We start from the raw sequence: 14,733 nt of genomic DNA on the forward strand, positions 1-14,733 counted from the left end.
AGTTGCATACATCAGGCGACCAGTTCACCTCGGTCCATAGCAGCGAGTGTGTGTTCCAGCCCATTTTCGATATGCTGTGTCAGCAAGGATTTTGCTTTTTCAGCATCGCGTGCAATCGCGGCTTCAAACATGTCACGATGTTCCTGGACCGCCGCTTCGCCGCGATTTGTCAGGACGATCATCTGATATCGCAGGTACTTGTCATAGAGTATGGAATGCAAGGCAAGTAGGTTTTCGGAATTGCAGGCCTGGATCATGGCGAGATGGAATTCCCAGTCGTATCTCTTCCAGATCTCTTTTTTTGAGGTGTCACCGTCAAGCATCTTCTGTTCCATAAGATGCAGCTTGTGATGCGCGGAGACCAGGTTTCCTTCCCAATCAGTGTCGCCGTTTTCAAGCGACAGTTCCAAGGCGTGGCACTCAAGCAAGACACGCAAATGAGTGATTTCCTTCAAATCGGTCACGGAGACCGGTTTAACCAGGAAACCCCTCTGAGCCGGGGCTTCAACGAAACCTTCGCTGGCAAGCCTGTTAAGCGTTTCACGCAGTGTTGACAGACTCGTCTTGTAGACCGCCTTCAACGCATCGAGTTTGAGTTTCGCACCCGGCTTCAATGCGCCGAAAATGATGTCACGCTTGATACGCTGATACGTGGTTGATCCGACAGTGTTTGCCGTTTCACTCATCGCATTTCACCCTGACCCTCCGAATTGTCAGGCATTTACCACTTGTTTCGCCTGTCTTCAATTTCAAATAAAATCATTCAAAAATAAAAATATCAGATATTATTGCCAAGTCGATAGTTTTTGTCCTAAGCTTTGCCCCAAGCAAGCAGAGACCTTGCTCCAAAAGCGGGACTGGGGAGGACAAATGGACCGCAACGTCCGGTTGGCGATTGCAGGATTTGGGCTGGTTGGTCGACGGCATGGTGACGCCATTGCGACAACGTCGGGCGTTGACCTCGTTGCCGTGATCGAGCCGGGAGAGGCGGGTCAAAAGGCTGCCGCAGACCAGGGACTACCCTGTTTCAACAACATAGAGGAGTTTTTTGCGCGCAGTCATGCCGATGGCATGATCCTGGCTACCCCCAACAGCCTGCATGTGCCCCAGGCCATGACCTGCATTGATTACGGTTGTCCCGTCCTTGTTGAAAAGCCGATCGCGACGACCTCCGATGATGCACGCGTGCTAGTGCAACACGCGAACAAAAAGACTGTTCCGCTGCTGGTGGGACATCACAGGCGACACAATCCGCTAATCGAAAGAGCCAAAAAAACGATAGAAACAGGAGATCTGGGCCAGATACGCGCCGTTCAGGCGACATGCTGGTTCTACAAGCCGGATCACTATTTCGAAACAGCGGAGTGGCGAAAGAAAAACGGTGCCGGCCCCATCGCCGTCAACCTCGTGCATGACATTGACCTCATCAGGTATCTGTGCGGTGAAATCCGCACAGTGCGTGCTGTCGCCAGTCCCTCTGCACGAGGTTTTGAAAATGAAGACGTCGCAAGTGCCTTGTTGGAACTTGAAAACGGCGCAATTGGCACTGTCTCGGTATCCGACGGTATCGTCGCTCCCTGGAGTTGGGAACTGACGTCACGCGAATACCCGATTTATCCGCCGACTTCGGAAAGCAGTTACCTCATCGGCGGATCCAGAGGGTCATTGTCCATTCCCGACCTTCGGCTTTGGCACTACCCCGGACGTGACCCCGACTGGTGGTCGCCTTTGTCGGCGACAGCGTTGACGCGCGACGCCACCGACCCGTTGGTGAACCAGATCAAGAACTTCGCGGACGTCATCGCGCACGGTGCCCAGCCACTGGTTGCAGGAGAAGAGGGCTTGAAGTCTCTGCAAGTCATTGAGGCGATTCAATACTCTGCAGAAAACGATAAAACCGTAGCGCTGAAGTCGGACCAGGTAAGCGTTGAGTTGGCGAGTTAAAAATATCAGATATTATTCAAAACATATTGAATAATTTGGAAAACCAAGCAAGATCCTTGGTGCTGAAAGACGAAGCAATCGTCGCAGGGAGGAAGAGATGACATTGAAATACACAAGACGAGCCGTTGTTGCGGCATCACTTGCCGTCGGACTGATGGCGGGAGCGATGGGAAGCAGTGCTGCATCTGATCGCATTACGCTGCGTCTTGCGACGGCCGGTTCTGAAACCGACCAGCGGTCTGTGGCGATGGCAGAAGTCTTTGCACCCATGGTCAAGGACTTTGCAGACTACCAGCCGGGATACAACGCGACCCTGTTTGCGCAAGGTACGGAATTGGAAGCGATCAGTCGCGGCAATCTCGAGATGTCGATTGCCTCCGCCCAGGAGCTGGCTCAGTTTTTCCCGGAGTTTTCGATTTTTGCCACAGGATATGTGCATCAGGATGCCGAACATCAGGTGCGGGTCTTCAACGATCCACTGATGGATCCTTTCAAAAAGAAGGTCGAGGATGAACTCGGCGTTAAACTGCTCTCCGTCATGTATCTGGGCCGACGGCACGTGAACCTGCGTCAGACCAAGGACGAGCTCACCGTCAAAACACCAGCAGACCTTGCTGGCGTGAACCTGCGCATGCCAGGGACGGATGCATGGCAGTTTCTGGGATCAGCGCTGGGCGCTTCTCCAACGCCCATGTCGTTTGCCGAAGTCTATACGGCTCTGTCGACCGGTGCTGTCGATGGTCAGGACAATCCTTTGCCGACCGTTGTGGATGCAAAGTTCTACGAGGTCACAAATCAGATTGTGCTGACTTCGCATCTGGTTGACCTGAATTACATCGCCTTTTCAAAGGCCGTCTGGGACAGCCTGACGCCTGAACAGCAGGAGGTGGTTCAAAAGGCAGCCGATGCAGCTGCAGAAAGCGGCCGCAAGAAGCAGCTTGAACTGGAAGACAGCCTTGCCAGTTTCATCACCGAGCAAGGTGTTGAGATCTACGAGCCGGACCTGGCTGCGTTCCGCGACCATGTCCAGGCTCAATATGTCGGCAGCGAATTCGCCGCAAGCTGGCCGGAAGGCGTGCTGGAAAAAATCAACGCACTTGGAAACTGAGCGCAACTGCGTTTGAACCAATTGGGGGACAGCGGTGCGGCAGTTTACCAGATTGTTCACCCATGGCACCGAGTTCATCGCCGCCACAATGCTGGCGGCGATGTTTCTGACGTTTCTCTTGCAAATCTTTTCCCGTTACGTGCTGCATGCACCGTTCGGTTGGACCCTTGAACTCTGTCTTATTCTCTGGGTCTGGATTGTCTTTTTCGGGAACGCGTTTCTGGTTCGTGAACGAGATCACGTGACATTCGATATCTTGTATCTCGCGGCTCCGACCAGACTGCGGCGTGTATTGGCCCTGCTCTCAGCAGCCGCCATTGTTGTCGGTCTTGCCTGGTCGTTCCTGCCGACCTGGGACTACATCGACTGGATGAAAATCCGGAAGACGACGACGGTCAGAAACCCTTTTACGGGTGACAAGATCCCGATGCGGACAATCTTTTCGATCTATGCACTGTTCATGATCGTGGTCGCGGCCAGATATGCCTGGCGGTTCATCGATGTTCTTCGCTTTGGGCCGCCGGACAACGATCACGAACTGCCGGGCCATGATCATGACCTTCCTGCCATTCAGGAAGGAGACGAAGCCGTATGACGCTCGAGCTTGCCCTCTGCCTCCTGACCCTGTTTTTTCTGGCGGGCATCGGGACCCCGATCGGCTACGCGATCATTCTCGCATCGACCGTTTATTTGGCCGTTGGAGGGCTGGATATCGCTCTGACCGGCGAGAAGATCCTTCAAGGCCTCTATAAGAGCTTTGTGCTCCTGGCTGTCCCGTTGTTCATCGTTGCGGCCAACATCATGAATGCCGGCACGATTTCAGAGCGATTGCTGAATTTCTGCGTCGCTGCCGTCGGCCGATTTCGCGGCGGGCTTGGGCATGTCAACGTAGTGGCATCGCTCATTTTTTCCGGAATGTCGGGATCGGCGGTCGCAGACGCTGCGGGCATCGGAAAAATCATCATCGAGATGATGACCAAGGAAGGCCGGTACAGCCGGGGATATGCTGCCGCAATCACGGCAGCTTCCGCAACAATCGGGCCCATCATACCGCCGTCGATCCCGATGGTGCTTTACGCACTTGTCTCCAACGCGTCGATAGGTGCCCTGTTTCTCGCGGGCATATTGCCGGGACTTGTGATGGGGGCCGTCCTGATGGGAATGAATTCCTATCTGTCGGCCAAAAGAGGTTTTGCACTTGAGAAGCCGGTTCCGTTGCGCGAATTGCCGCGCCGCACAGCCAATGCATTTCCTGCGCTGCTCATGCCGGCCATATTGCTTTACGGTATCTATGGAGGCGTTACCACGCCCACGGAAGCTGCTGCTGTGGCGGCTTTTTATGCGCTTTTGCTGGCTGCTCTTTTTTACCGTGCGCTCACGTTCCATTCGCTCTACCGCATTTTCGTGGAGAGTGCGCGCTCGTCAGCAGCTGTCGGTATTGTTATTGGCGGAGCGCTGATCCTGAACTTCATCGTGGTTTCGGAAAACATTCCCGGCATGATGTCGGACTTTCTGACCGGCGTTGACGTTCATCCGCTTGTGTTCCTGCTTCTGGTCAATCTGCTGGTGCTTTTGCTCGGATGCGTCCTGGACGCGACAACTATCATTCTTGTGATCGTTCCTCTGTTCATTCCGACATGCAAGGCGCTTGGCATAGACCTGGTGCATTTTGGCGTTTTGGTCGTCGTGAATTCCATGATCGGTCTGATCACGCCGCCTTACGGCATTCTGCTCTTTGTCATCAACGCGGTAACCGGGATCCCGCTCCGAGAGATCATCAGGGAAATCTGGCCGTTTCTCGGCGTCCTGGTGCTTGCTCTGCTGGTGCTGATCGTCTTTCCGGATATTGTTTTGTTCCTGCCACGTTTGTTTGGGTACGTGGGATGAGAGCCGGGCTGGTCGGATCCGGAATAGGCCCATCTTTGACCCCTGAGCTGCACGAGCGAGAAGGGCGCGCGCAGGAAATCGACTATCGTTATGAGCGTTTCGACACTTCGTCCGGCCGTTGGAAGGGCGTGTCCTTGTCCGAGATCCTGGACCACGCCGAAAAACGCAGCTTTGCCGGACTGAACATTACCCATCCCTTCAAGGTTCATGCCTGCCAGCTCGTCGACCGGCTGGAAGGTGCCGCCGCGCACATCAAAACTGTGAACACGATCTTGTTCCGGGATGGGCACCGTATTGGCCATTCTACGGACTATTCCGGGTTCAGAGAAGCTATGAGGAACAGTTCGCTTCCCCTGCGCGGTCAGAGGATCGTGCAATTTGGTGCCGGAGGTGCAGGCGCGGCAACTGCACTGGCCCTGATCGATGAAAAGGTTTTGGCACTTCAGCTCGTCGATACGGACAAAGAACGAGCGGAGTGTCTGGTTGCTCAGTTGAAAGAAGCGCGACCAGACGCCGATACCAGTGCCGTAACTCCAGAAGATGTTGATTTCCAACGTTACCGCGGCGTCGTCAACGCGACGCCGGTTGGCATGTATTCCTATCCAGGATTGCCTTTCGACCTTTCTTCATTCAGTCCCACGGCCTGGGTTGCCGACATCGTTTACCGCCCATTGAAGACCGACCTTGTTTGCGCTGCGCGCCAACAGGGTCGTCAGGTTCTGGATGGCGGCGCAATGGCACTCAATCAGGCCGTTCACGCTTTTAGGCTCCTGACAGATTGCCGACCGGATACTTCGCGAATGGGATCGGTATTTGCCTCATTGCTGGCCGACCAAGACTTGGAGGCAGAAGCATGAAGGTACCTGGCAACGCTCAGTTCAGGCTGGTCTTCGAGTTCGCAGTTGCAATTGCCGCGTGGTGGGACAAGAGATCCATTCCACCCCGCTGGCTGCACTATCTGACCTTTGATGAGAAAGCCACGGGGGTTCATTTCGTGACGGCAACTGTGCGCTCGCGTGCTCTTCAGAGGGCATCGGTTCGTTGCGGGTCAGCCTGCAATCACGTTGGAGTGCGACCATGAAGGCGTCGATTGCAACTGTGTCCATCTCGGGCAATCTGGTTGAGAAACTGAAGGCGATTTCCAGCGCCGGTTTCTACGGTGTGGAGATCTTCGAACAGGATTTCATTGCCCATGACGGCACGCCGAGAGACGTTGGGAACATGGTTCGCGACTTTGGTCTGGAAATAACGCTGTTTCAACCATTCCGGGACTTTGAATGCTTGCCGGAACCATTGCGCAGCAAAGCTTTCGACCGCATGGAACGCAAGTTCGATGTGATGCAGGAACTGGGGACAGACCTCGTGCTGATCTGCTCTTCCGTCCATCCGGCTTCCCTTGGTGGGATAGACCGTGCTGCCGATGATTTGAGAGAACTTGGCCAAAGAGCAGCTGAACGTGGCCTGCGTGTCGGCTATGAAGCTCTTGCGTGGGGACGTCATGTGAATGACCACCGCGATGCCTGGGAAATCGTTCGCCGCGCAAATCATCCCAATACCGGTCTGATCCTGGACAGTTTTCATACGTTGGGAAGGAAACTGAGCCCGGAGTCCATTCGGTCAATTCCCGGCGATCGCATCTTCTTTGTTCAGGTTGCCGATGCCCCAGCAATCGAGATGGACCTGCTCTACTGGTCCCGTCACTTTCGCAACATGCCGGGTGAGGGCGATCTTGATGTGAAACATTTCATGCAGGCGGTTGCTGCCACCGGCTATGACGGCCCGGTGAGCCTTGAGATTTTCAATGATCAGTTTCGGGGCGGCAACCCATCGACTGTTGCATTGGATGGTTACAGATCGCTGATGGCTTTGATGGACGATGTGCGGCGCGTCGAGCCGGAAGCATCAATCGACCTGCCTGATCTTCCAGAACGTGTTGTTGTGGAGGGTATCGAGTTCATCGAATTTGCGGCGCGCGGAGACGAGTTCACCTTCCTGTCCGATCTGCTCATGCAGTTGGGGTTCAGCCGGGTTGGCATTCACCGGAACAAGGCTATCGCTCTATGGCAGCAGGGAAACATTAGAATTGTGGTCAATTCTGAAACAGCAGGACATGCCGGGGCCGTCTGGAGCGCCAAAGGTCTTTCGGTCTGCGATATAGGCTTGCGTGTGAACTCAGCCGGCGATGCCCTTCGGCGTGCCCGCACACTTGGTGCAAAGCCTTTTGCGCAGCCTCTGGGCCCTGGCGAACTGGACATACCGGCTATCCGAGGCCTTGGCGGTTCAGTCTTTCATTTTATCGATGCTGAAAGCGGCTTGGCGGAGGTCTGGCACCAGGAGTTTGAAGGTAAACCGACCGCTGCTGCTACAGAAGGTCCTTTGAAAGCATTCGATCACATTGCTCAAACGATGAATTATCAGGACATGCTTAGCTGGTCGCTGTTCTTCACGTCGTTGTTTCAAATGAAAAAACTGCCCATGATCGACGTGGTCGACCCGGATGGGCTGGTGCGAAGCCAGGCAATTGAAAGCGAAGACCGCAAGACGAAAATCACTTTGAACGGCGCTGAAACCCATCGGACGCTCGCCGGCTCCTTTGCTGCGAAACACTTCGGCGCTGCCGTTCAACATCTGGCCTTTTCAACTGAAGACGTTTTTGATGCCGCTGAAGCTCTGTCGTCCAACGGTTTTGAAATTTTGCCAATACCCGGCAACTATTATGCCGACCTGGCTGCTAGGTTCGATTTTCCAGATGATCTGTTGGAGCGGCTGAGAGCTGCAAACATCCTTTACGACGAGGAAAACGGTGCACCGTTCTTTCAGTTCTATTCGCGTCAGACCGCCGGTGGCCTGTTTATCGAAATCGTGCAACGGGATGCCGCATATTCGGGCTTTGGTGCACCAAATGCACCGTTTCGCATCGCCGCTCAAAAACGAGCCGGGCTCGCCAAAGGCATGCCTGCCACGTAGAAGCCGCCAATTGCAGGATGCACCTCAAAACCGTGCCTTGAGCGTCGCGACAGCGTCTGCAAGCAGTGCGAGATCGACGCCGACTGCTGTGAACGCGGTGCCTTGCGACATGTAGCTTCCGGCTGCATCGGGATCGAGCGTCAAGATACCGTAGGGAACGCCCATTGCCTTGAGGCGCTCAAACGCTTCTTTGATTGCGGATTGAACGTCGGGGTGGTTCATCTGACCAGGGATGCCCATACTGGCACTCAGGTCAGCAGGGCCAATGAAGACGGCATCAACACCGTCGGTCTTGGCAATCGCTTCCAGATTGTCCAATGCGGTTTGGGTTTCGAGTTGGACGATCAGGCAGAGTTCTTCTTCCGCGATGTTGTAGTAATCATCCACCTTGCCATAGCGGGTAGCACGCGTCATGCCGGCCATGCCGCGAATACCGCGCGGTGCGTAACGCATTGCACTGACGGCTGCCGCCGCCTCTTCCGCAGTTTGCACATAAGGGACCATAAGCGTCTGTGCGCCGAAATCGAGCAGCCTTTTGAAGAGGACTGGATCGTTGGCGGCAGGGCGGACAACGGCGCTTGTGGTCGGGTCGCCTGCGATTGCCTGGAGGGCGGGCAGAACATCCAGTGCTTCAACCGGAGAATGCTCGCAATCGATCAGGATCCAGTCAAATCCCGCGCCTCCAAGAAGTTCGGGGACGGCATTACCGCCAATCGTATTCCAGATGCCTAGCTGGTGTTTCTTTGCACGCAATGCGGCCTTGAAAAGGTTTTTCGGATTTTTCATTTCAATTCAACCTGTTGCGCATGAGAAAAAGTGACAAACTGTCTGAAGTTAAGCCCATATTTTGTCATCTGGCCAGACATGTCTGGGCGTCGATCCATGGACAATCTTGAGACGAGGTTCTTTAATCCGGGCATGACCACTGCACAGATACTTGCCCTTGGAGAGCCTTTGATCGAGATGGTTCGACTGGCAGACCAAATTGACGGGCGGCCTGCCTATCGGCAAAGTGTTGGAGGTGACACACTCAATGCTCTCGTGGCAGCAGCACGCCAGGGAGGGGCCACCGGATATCTTTCCGCAGTCGGCAGTGATCCGTTCGGCGAAGACATCCTGGCGCTCTGTGACCACGAAGGCATAGACAGGTCCAACATCCTTGTGCGGCCTGAAGATCCAACCGGCGTCAATTTTATCCATCCTCATCCGGAGGGGCGGCGGTTCTTCTATGCAAGGCGCGGTTCGGCTGCGAGCCACTATTCTGTTTCCGACTTGCCCCAGGGCGCCATCGCAAACGCGAGAATTCTCCATGTTTCGGCCGTTAGCCTTGCCATTAGCCCGGAAATGCGACGGGCCGTGCTTCAGGCGGCAAAGCTGGCAAAGGACAGTGAAACGCTTGTGTCGTTTGATTTGAATCTGCGCCTGAATCTATGGTCGCTCGACACAGCCCGGCAGACCATTGCAGCGTTTTTGCCCTTGGCCGACATAGTGCTGCCGTCAGATGATGAGGCGAACACTCTCCTGGGCACTTGCGATCCTAAGGCGCAAATCGCGCATTTTCAGCGTCACGGCGCAAGATATGTTCTTCTCAAGCGTGGCCGCCAGGGGGCCGTCCTGGCAACATCAGTGGACCAGTTTGAGATCAGGGCACCGCAAGCGGATGCCGTCGATTCCACAGGGGCGGGCGACAGTTTTGCCGGTGCTTTTCTGGCGTATCTTCTGGAAACAGGAAATGAAACGGAAGCCGCAAGACGGGCTGCGATCGTCGCAGCCGGGACAGTGAGCGGTTATGGCGCGATTGAAGCTATTCCGGACCGGACCACAGTTCTAAAAACTGCCGTTTGATTAACCTCGGCAATCTTCACTTACCCGCAAGATCGACGGATACGTTGAGCTTGTTTCCGTCAAGATCTCGGACATAGGCTCCGTAATAGTCTGGGTGATAGTGGCGTGGTCCCGGCGCACCCTCGTCCGTGCCCCCGCTCTCGAGTGCAGTTGCGTGGAACGCGTCTACGCCGTCGGCATCCGGCGCATAAAACATGATCTGTGTGCCATTGCCAAAGGTCGCAGGCTGCTCGTTAAAGGGGAGAACAACGAAAACTGTGGTCCGGCCATCGCTGCCTGCGTAGCCCAGTTCATGCGGCTCATCCAGCACACGCCGCATGCCCAACGTTGCCAGCACCTTGTCGTAAAAGGTGCCGGCGGCTTCGATGTCGTTGGTTCCAATACAGACGCCAGAGAGCATTTTTTGATATCCGGGATTTGGGCGAGGTTTGCGTTCTCAAGCCATGTTGCCAGACTGTGGCAAACACAATGAAGAAATGGACTTCTGAAAAATGGTGACCCCGACAGGATTCGAACCTGTGACCCTCAGATTAGGAATTCAAGAACCCAAGTTCGAGGCAATATCCGTAAGTCCTATGGGTCACTTTTTTACCTAGTCTTAGCTATTTAATTCAGTGTGTTATTGGGTTCGAGGCGTATTTGGCATAACCGAACTTTCAGATCCATCGTTTCGCCGGAACCGTTTCAAAAACCGTTTCAGTTTTCTTTGTGCCTTGACATTACCGACATTCGTGCTTTTTTAAGCGACAAAATGCTTGCTCTTTTGTCGGTAAACGAATTTGGCTGCTAAACTGGCCAGAATTTTTGTCTAATCTGTCTCGATCCGCGTTGAAGCTGTGCCTCGACACGGGATAGCGACCATTTGGGATGCGGATGTTCTGAGTGGGCGTCGAGCCAGCTTGTGGAAGCCCATGACAAGGGGCTGCGCACCTCGCGCCTGATGACGGCGACCCCTTATGAAATCCTCACCTTCATTGGTCGTGGCACCTCCGCGCGCGATTATCAGCGTTTGAAAGCCGGGCTCGACCGGCTGCAATCCACCACTGTCTGCACATCAATCCGCCACCCGGTCAAAGGACGGCGTCACCGCTTTTCCTGGATCAATGAGTGGCGGGAGCAGATAAGTGAAACCGGGAGACCTAGCGGAATTGAACTGATCCTCCCGGACTGGCTCTATCGGGCGGTCCTCGACAATGCACTGATTCTGACCATCGACCGGGCCTATTTTTGATTGACCGGGGGGCTGGAACGCTGGTTATACCGGATCGTCCGCAAGCATGGCGGCAGCCAGCCGTCCGGATGGCTGTTTGAGCTCCGGCATCTTTATCGAAAGTCCGGGTCCCTCGCGCCGTTCAAACGGTTTGCCTTTGAGATAAGGGAGATGATCCGACGCCAACCGCTTCCCGGATACATCTTGTTTTTGGAGGCGGAAGCGAGCGGTCGAACACTGCTTTCCTTCGAGCCCTCCCGAGCCTGTGGACTACTGTGGAACCGTTCGTGCTATCGGGAACCCGAACTATCGTGCCATCAGGAACCGGACTATCGTGCTATCGGGAACCCAAACAGGGCTTAAGTCACAGATCCGAAACACCTAATCGCGCCCTTAACTTAGAGTCTAACAAAGACTCTAACGTTTTTTTGGAAACTGGCACTAGGGACAACACGACCGACGGTGGGGCATTGCGCTCCAGAAGCGGCTCCCGAAAGGTCTGGAATTCCCGCTCCTCTGATGCCGACAGAGCTAACCCTAGCCAGTCGCCCAGCTCAGCTTTGGACGACGAGCAATGATTGTCGCTTTCCTAAACCAGAAAGGGGGTGTTGGGAAAAAACCCTGGCTCTGAACCTTGCCGGTGCTTGGGGAAGAGACGGGAAACGGGTCGGAAAGGGTGCCAGGTGCTCGGTCCCGGTGAGGTCTTTCTTAAATGCTGCAAGACCAGACAGCCTCGACAGCCGATATTTTGGCCCCCTGCCGGTCAGAGCAATCACGGCACGACTGACGCCTCTTTAGGTCGAATGATGCGGTCGGTGCGGAATTGAAGGTGCGCACTCTTAAGAAAGAGCAGCGGGCATAAGCGAAGGATTGGTCAGGGGAGAAGTGCTGCAGATGAGGGATGGCAAGATAAAAGGTGCACGCCGCAGGTCTCGCAAGTCATTGCAATGACTTTTGTTCCGGCGTGCCAGTCGGTCGGATCGCGTGCCGCCATCTGTTGTTTGATCAGGGAATTCAATGCTGTTTGCGGCACTGCGTCAAAGTTCGAAAATAGGAAGAGCCTATGAAAGGTGGCAAGGAAGATGACATCCACGTGCGTCCCGGGCGTATTCGAAACACTCCTGCGCCACGTGTAAAAAGCTTCATCAACCAGGTCCTGTGGGCCGCCCAGAAATCCGGGTTCCCGTCAGGCAGAAAAGGCCATGGGACTTCCTTCAGTCGATCAAACTTCGGGCAAGGCCGGACGCGTTACGCCCGTGACCGGCTGTTCAGCTCCACGAGGCGTGTTGTCGTCAAAGCCCGGATTGTGCGTCATCGAAGCAGTAGTCATCGGTCCGCCCCCTCAGCGCGCATATCGGCTAACTAAAACGGGACGGCGTGACCCGGGACGGAAATCGCGGCGTCCTCTTTGATACCACGTCGGATCGGGTAGATGATCGCGCGTTTGCGGCCAGGTGCGAAGATGACCGGCATCACTTCCGCTTCATCGTGTCGCCAGAAGAGGCGGCCGACCTGGAAGATCTCAAAGCGTTTACCCGCGATCTTGCCGGCCAAATAGAAACTGATCTTGAAACCAAGCTCGACTGGATCGCGGTCGATCATTGGAACACAGACAATCCGCATATCCATCTCATTGTGCGCGGTGTCGATGAGACCGGTGCTGATCTGGTAATCTCGCGAGACTACATTAGCCAGGGACTGCGGTCACGCGGCGAGGAACTTGTGTCGCTCGAACTTGGTCCAAAATCTGAACAGGACATCCGCGGCAAACTCGAAAAAGACATCTCGGCGGAGCGGTGGACGAGCCTCGATCGTGAAATCCGCATTGCCACGGATGATGTCGGTGCCATCGATCTGCGCCCTGCAACGAGCGACAAGTCAGATCGCGCAATCCGCAGACTGATAATCGGCCGCTTGCGGTATCTGGAAAAGCTGGGGCTGGCCACCAAGACCAGTTCCGGAGAATGGGTGATTGCTCTTGAAATGGAGAGCAGGCTGCGCGACTTGGGTATGCGCCTTGCGCTGCTCGTTGTTCAACTTCGACTGCCTGCCCGGTGCTGTACGGTCGATCAGACCAGCTGGACCTTCCGCGTTGAAACGCAAGACCCAATCCCGGATCACCTGAAGCGTCACGGGCGTCTACATCATCACGCCCACGCCGTCGAGTGTCAGGGACAATATCTGGCGGCGGCCTGCCTCGTTGTTGTTGCCGAGAAGGCGTTGAGGGATCCGGAGCAGATTACATGCCCGGGTGGATACTTTCGCGCCATGATCGATAGGGCAGGCCCGGGCAAGGTCCGCCTCCACAAGTCGTTCCACGGGTTGGTGTAGTAGTACGGGTAGGAACTATGATTTTCCCAAGTGCTATTGCTGGCTGCTACACTTTGTGACACAATGCAATCAAACGAGATCTCAGGAATGATCATGACAAACGTTCGACTGAATGAGGACATCAAAAAGCGGCTCGACACTTTGAGCAAAGCAAGAGACAGGACACCTCATTATTTGATGAAACTCGCGATCGAGCGATTTTTGGATGAAGAGGAAGCGCTGGAGAAGGAACGCCGGCTCGTGTTGGACCGCTGGAAAAAGTACGAAATCACCGGTGAAGCGATTGGTCATGATAAAGTTGCCGAGTGGGCGGCAAATCTTCGTACTAGCGGTACCAAGTTTGACTGATGGCAAATGTCCATTGGGTGCCCGATGCGCTGAAGGATCTGAAGCGACTCCATGCGTTTATCGAGCGGCACAGCCCAAGTGCAGCAGTTCGGGCAGTTGACACGCTAATTGAAGCCGCTGGTTCTCTCGACCGTTTCCTCGACAAAGGGCGTCCTTGGGATGTCGAAGATGAAATCCGTGAGTTGCCCGTCAGATTTGGTTCAAGCGGGTACATCGTTCGTTACCGCATTTCCGAGAAGCAAGTTATTATCCTTCGCGTGCGGCATGCACTTGAAGATCGATAGGCACGGGGGCAATTCCGGTCGCATGGGTGGCGAGCACACCGGAAAGAAAGACAGCATCGCCACTGAATGCCTTTGTTTGACACATGTACTTTCAAGTCCACTCAGATTAGTCTTCTTCCTGCCGCTCTCTCCGCTTCCTGGTTGTTAACCCCAACTGGCGGACACATTTCGATGCTGTTTTGGAGAGGGCGGCAACAAACCAAATTTCCACCACCGTGCTCATTGCCATATGACGGGGCTTATTCAAGGATTCTTGCTGATCGGCGACGGTTGCGGCTGGCCGCGTTGTAACAGCTTGAGGCCTGGGCAACGGAGCGATGCCGTGATTGCTGCATGGCGTCCTGAATGGGAATGCCTCGTTGAGCTGCCTCGGTCCGGAACCCGGAGCGCAAGCCGTGCACAGAGAAATCTTTTGGATCGAAGCCGGCCTCTCGATCCTTGCCTTAAGCACGGCGTTGACCGATTGCGGCGAGAGCGCCCGGGCCTTCAAATTTCCCCATTGATCGATCGCGCGAAAAACAGAGCCTTCGGTGATGTCGGCAGCTTCTAGCCAGGTTTTGAGAGCGTCTACCGGCCGGCCGATGATGATCACATGATTGTCGTCACCTGAAGAATCTTCTGTCTTGGTGCGGCCGAGACGAATGGACGCGCAGGCCAAAAGGCCGCTTTCGGGGTCGCACCGCAAGCAGCGCTCCGGCTTGTCGAAGAGCTCAATCTGAGGGAGTTGACTGGGCGAGGGCGGTTCAGGGTGTGGGGAATTTCTTTAGCCTTCGATTGTCCTGTTCCTGTACGTCTCTGAAAATGACCTT

Annotated in this window: 13 protein-coding genes and 6 pseudogenes; 14 read left to right on the forward strand and 5 right to left on the reverse strand. The window is 54.9% G+C overall.

The window, feature by feature from the left end:
* Window positions 1-11: 11 nt before the first annotated feature.
* Window positions 12-686, reverse strand: coding sequence for a GntR family transcriptional regulator (locus tag FIV00_RS02680; RefSeq protein WP_152499371.1), 675 nt, complete (start codon window positions 684-686; stop codon window positions 12-14).
* Between the two features lie 184 nt (window positions 687-870).
* Between FIV00_RS02680 and FIV00_RS02685 the strand changes: the two genes are divergently transcribed.
* From FIV00_RS02685 to FIV00_RS02715, 7 genes are all read left to right on the forward strand, one after another.
* Window positions 871-1,944, forward strand: coding sequence for a Gfo/Idh/MocA family protein (locus tag FIV00_RS02685; protein WP_152499372.1), 1,074 nt, complete (start codon window positions 871-873; stop codon window positions 1,942-1,944).
* A gap of 97 nt (window positions 1,945-2,041) precedes the next feature.
* Window positions 2,042-3,052: a sialic acid TRAP transporter substrate-binding protein SiaP gene (locus tag FIV00_RS02690; protein WP_152499373.1), complete on the forward strand. Its 1,011-nt coding sequence runs from the start codon at window positions 2,042-2,044 to the stop codon at window positions 3,050-3,052.
* 34 nt (window positions 3,053-3,086) lie between these two features.
* A complete protein-coding gene (locus tag FIV00_RS02695; protein ID WP_152499374.1) occupies window positions 3,087-3,647 on the forward strand; it encodes a TRAP transporter small permease in 561 nt (186 codons plus the stop codon).
* On the forward strand, window positions 3,644-4,939 hold the full coding sequence (locus tag FIV00_RS02700; RefSeq protein WP_152499375.1) for a TRAP transporter large permease: 1,296 nt from the start codon (window positions 3,644-3,646) through the stop codon (window positions 4,937-4,939). The genes FIV00_RS02695 and FIV00_RS02700 overlap by 4 nt, the downstream gene beginning before the upstream one ends.
* Window positions 4,936-5,796, forward strand: coding sequence for a shikimate dehydrogenase (locus FIV00_RS02705; protein WP_152499376.1), 861 nt, complete (start codon window positions 4,936-4,938; stop codon window positions 5,794-5,796). The genes FIV00_RS02700 and FIV00_RS02705 overlap by 4 nt, the downstream gene beginning before the upstream one ends.
* Window positions 5,793-6,020, forward strand: a complete 228-nt coding sequence (locus FIV00_RS02710) for a hypothetical protein (protein ID WP_152499377.1) — start codon at window positions 5,793-5,795, stop codon at window positions 6,018-6,020. The genes FIV00_RS02705 and FIV00_RS02710 overlap by 4 nt, the downstream gene beginning before the upstream one ends.
* On the forward strand, window positions 6,017-7,906 hold the full coding sequence (locus tag FIV00_RS02715; protein WP_152499378.1) for a bifunctional sugar phosphate isomerase/epimerase/4-hydroxyphenylpyruvate dioxygenase family protein: 1,890 nt from the start codon (window positions 6,017-6,019) through the stop codon (window positions 7,904-7,906). Before FIV00_RS02710 ends, FIV00_RS02715 begins: the two co-directional genes overlap by 4 nt.
* 24 nt (window positions 7,907-7,930) lie before the next feature.
* On the opposite strand, the gene FIV00_RS02720 is transcribed toward FIV00_RS02715, so the two are convergent.
* Window positions 7,931-8,692 carry an HpcH/HpaI aldolase/citrate lyase family protein gene (locus FIV00_RS02720; RefSeq protein WP_152499379.1) on the reverse strand — a complete coding sequence of 254 codons (762 nt, stop codon included), beginning with the start codon at window positions 8,690-8,692 and terminating at the stop codon, window positions 7,931-7,933.
* 96 nt (window positions 8,693-8,788) lie between these two features.
* On the opposite strand from FIV00_RS02720, the gene FIV00_RS02725 reads away from it, so the two are divergent.
* Window positions 8,789-9,751, forward strand: coding sequence for a sugar kinase (locus tag FIV00_RS02725; protein ID WP_209006788.1), 963 nt, complete (start codon window positions 8,789-8,791; stop codon window positions 9,749-9,751).
* Between the two features lie 16 nt (window positions 9,752-9,767).
* On the opposite strand, the gene FIV00_RS02730 is transcribed toward FIV00_RS02725, so the two are convergent.
* Window positions 9,768-10,151 (reverse strand): VOC family protein, encoded by a 384-nt coding sequence (locus FIV00_RS02730; protein ID WP_152499381.1) that lies wholly within the window; start codon window positions 10,149-10,151, stop codon window positions 9,768-9,770.
* 415 nt (window positions 10,152-10,566) lie between these two features.
* Here FIV00_RS02730 and FIV00_RS02735 point away from each other — a divergent pair.
* Together FIV00_RS02735 and FIV00_RS30175 are read left to right on the forward strand one after the other, a co-directional pair.
* Window positions 10,567-11,539 (forward strand): annotated as a pseudogene (locus FIV00_RS02735) (replication initiator protein A); the annotation flags it as partial.
* A 485-nt stretch (window positions 11,540-12,024) separates the two neighbouring features.
* Window positions 12,025-12,977, forward strand: a pseudogene (locus tag FIV00_RS30175) (relaxase/mobilization nuclease domain-containing protein); the annotation flags it as partial.
* 54 nt (window positions 12,978-13,031) lie between these two features.
* Here the strand turns inward: FIV00_RS30175 and FIV00_RS30505 are convergent.
* A pseudogene (locus FIV00_RS30505) lies at window positions 13,032-13,094 on the reverse strand (hypothetical protein); the annotation flags it as partial.
* Window positions 13,095-13,385: 291 nt separating this feature from the next.
* Here FIV00_RS30505 and FIV00_RS30510 point away from each other — a divergent pair.
* From FIV00_RS30510 to FIV00_RS02755, 3 genes and pseudogenes are all read left to right on the forward strand, one after another.
* Window positions 13,386-13,448, forward strand: a pseudogene (locus FIV00_RS30510) (hypothetical protein); the annotation flags it as partial.
* Between the two features lie 21 nt (window positions 13,449-13,469).
* Window positions 13,470-13,640 (forward strand): hypothetical protein, encoded by a 171-nt coding sequence (locus FIV00_RS02750; RefSeq protein ID WP_247649329.1) that lies wholly within the window; start codon window positions 13,470-13,472, stop codon window positions 13,638-13,640.
* Window positions 13,640-13,924: a type II toxin-antitoxin system RelE/ParE family toxin gene (locus FIV00_RS02755; RefSeq protein ID WP_152499385.1), complete on the forward strand. Its 285-nt coding sequence runs from the start codon at window positions 13,640-13,642 to the stop codon at window positions 13,922-13,924. The genes FIV00_RS02750 and FIV00_RS02755 overlap by 1 nt, the downstream gene beginning before the upstream one ends.
* Before the next feature lie 239 nt (window positions 13,925-14,163).
* Here the strand turns inward: FIV00_RS02755 and FIV00_RS30180 are convergent.
* A pseudogene (locus FIV00_RS30180) lies at window positions 14,164-14,594 on the reverse strand (tyrosine-type recombinase/integrase); the annotation flags it as partial.
* A gap of 3 nt (window positions 14,595-14,597) precedes the next feature.
* Here FIV00_RS30180 and FIV00_RS02765 point away from each other — a divergent pair.
* Window positions 14,598-14,723, forward strand: a pseudogene (locus FIV00_RS02765) (helix-turn-helix domain-containing protein); the annotation flags it as partial.
* Window positions 14,724-14,733 lie beyond the last annotated feature (10 nt).

Origin of the sequence: Labrenzia sp. THAF82, assembly GCF_009363435.1 — a bacterium.
Lineage (GTDB): Bacteria > Pseudomonadota > Alphaproteobacteria > Rhizobiales > Stappiaceae > Roseibium > Roseibium porphyridii.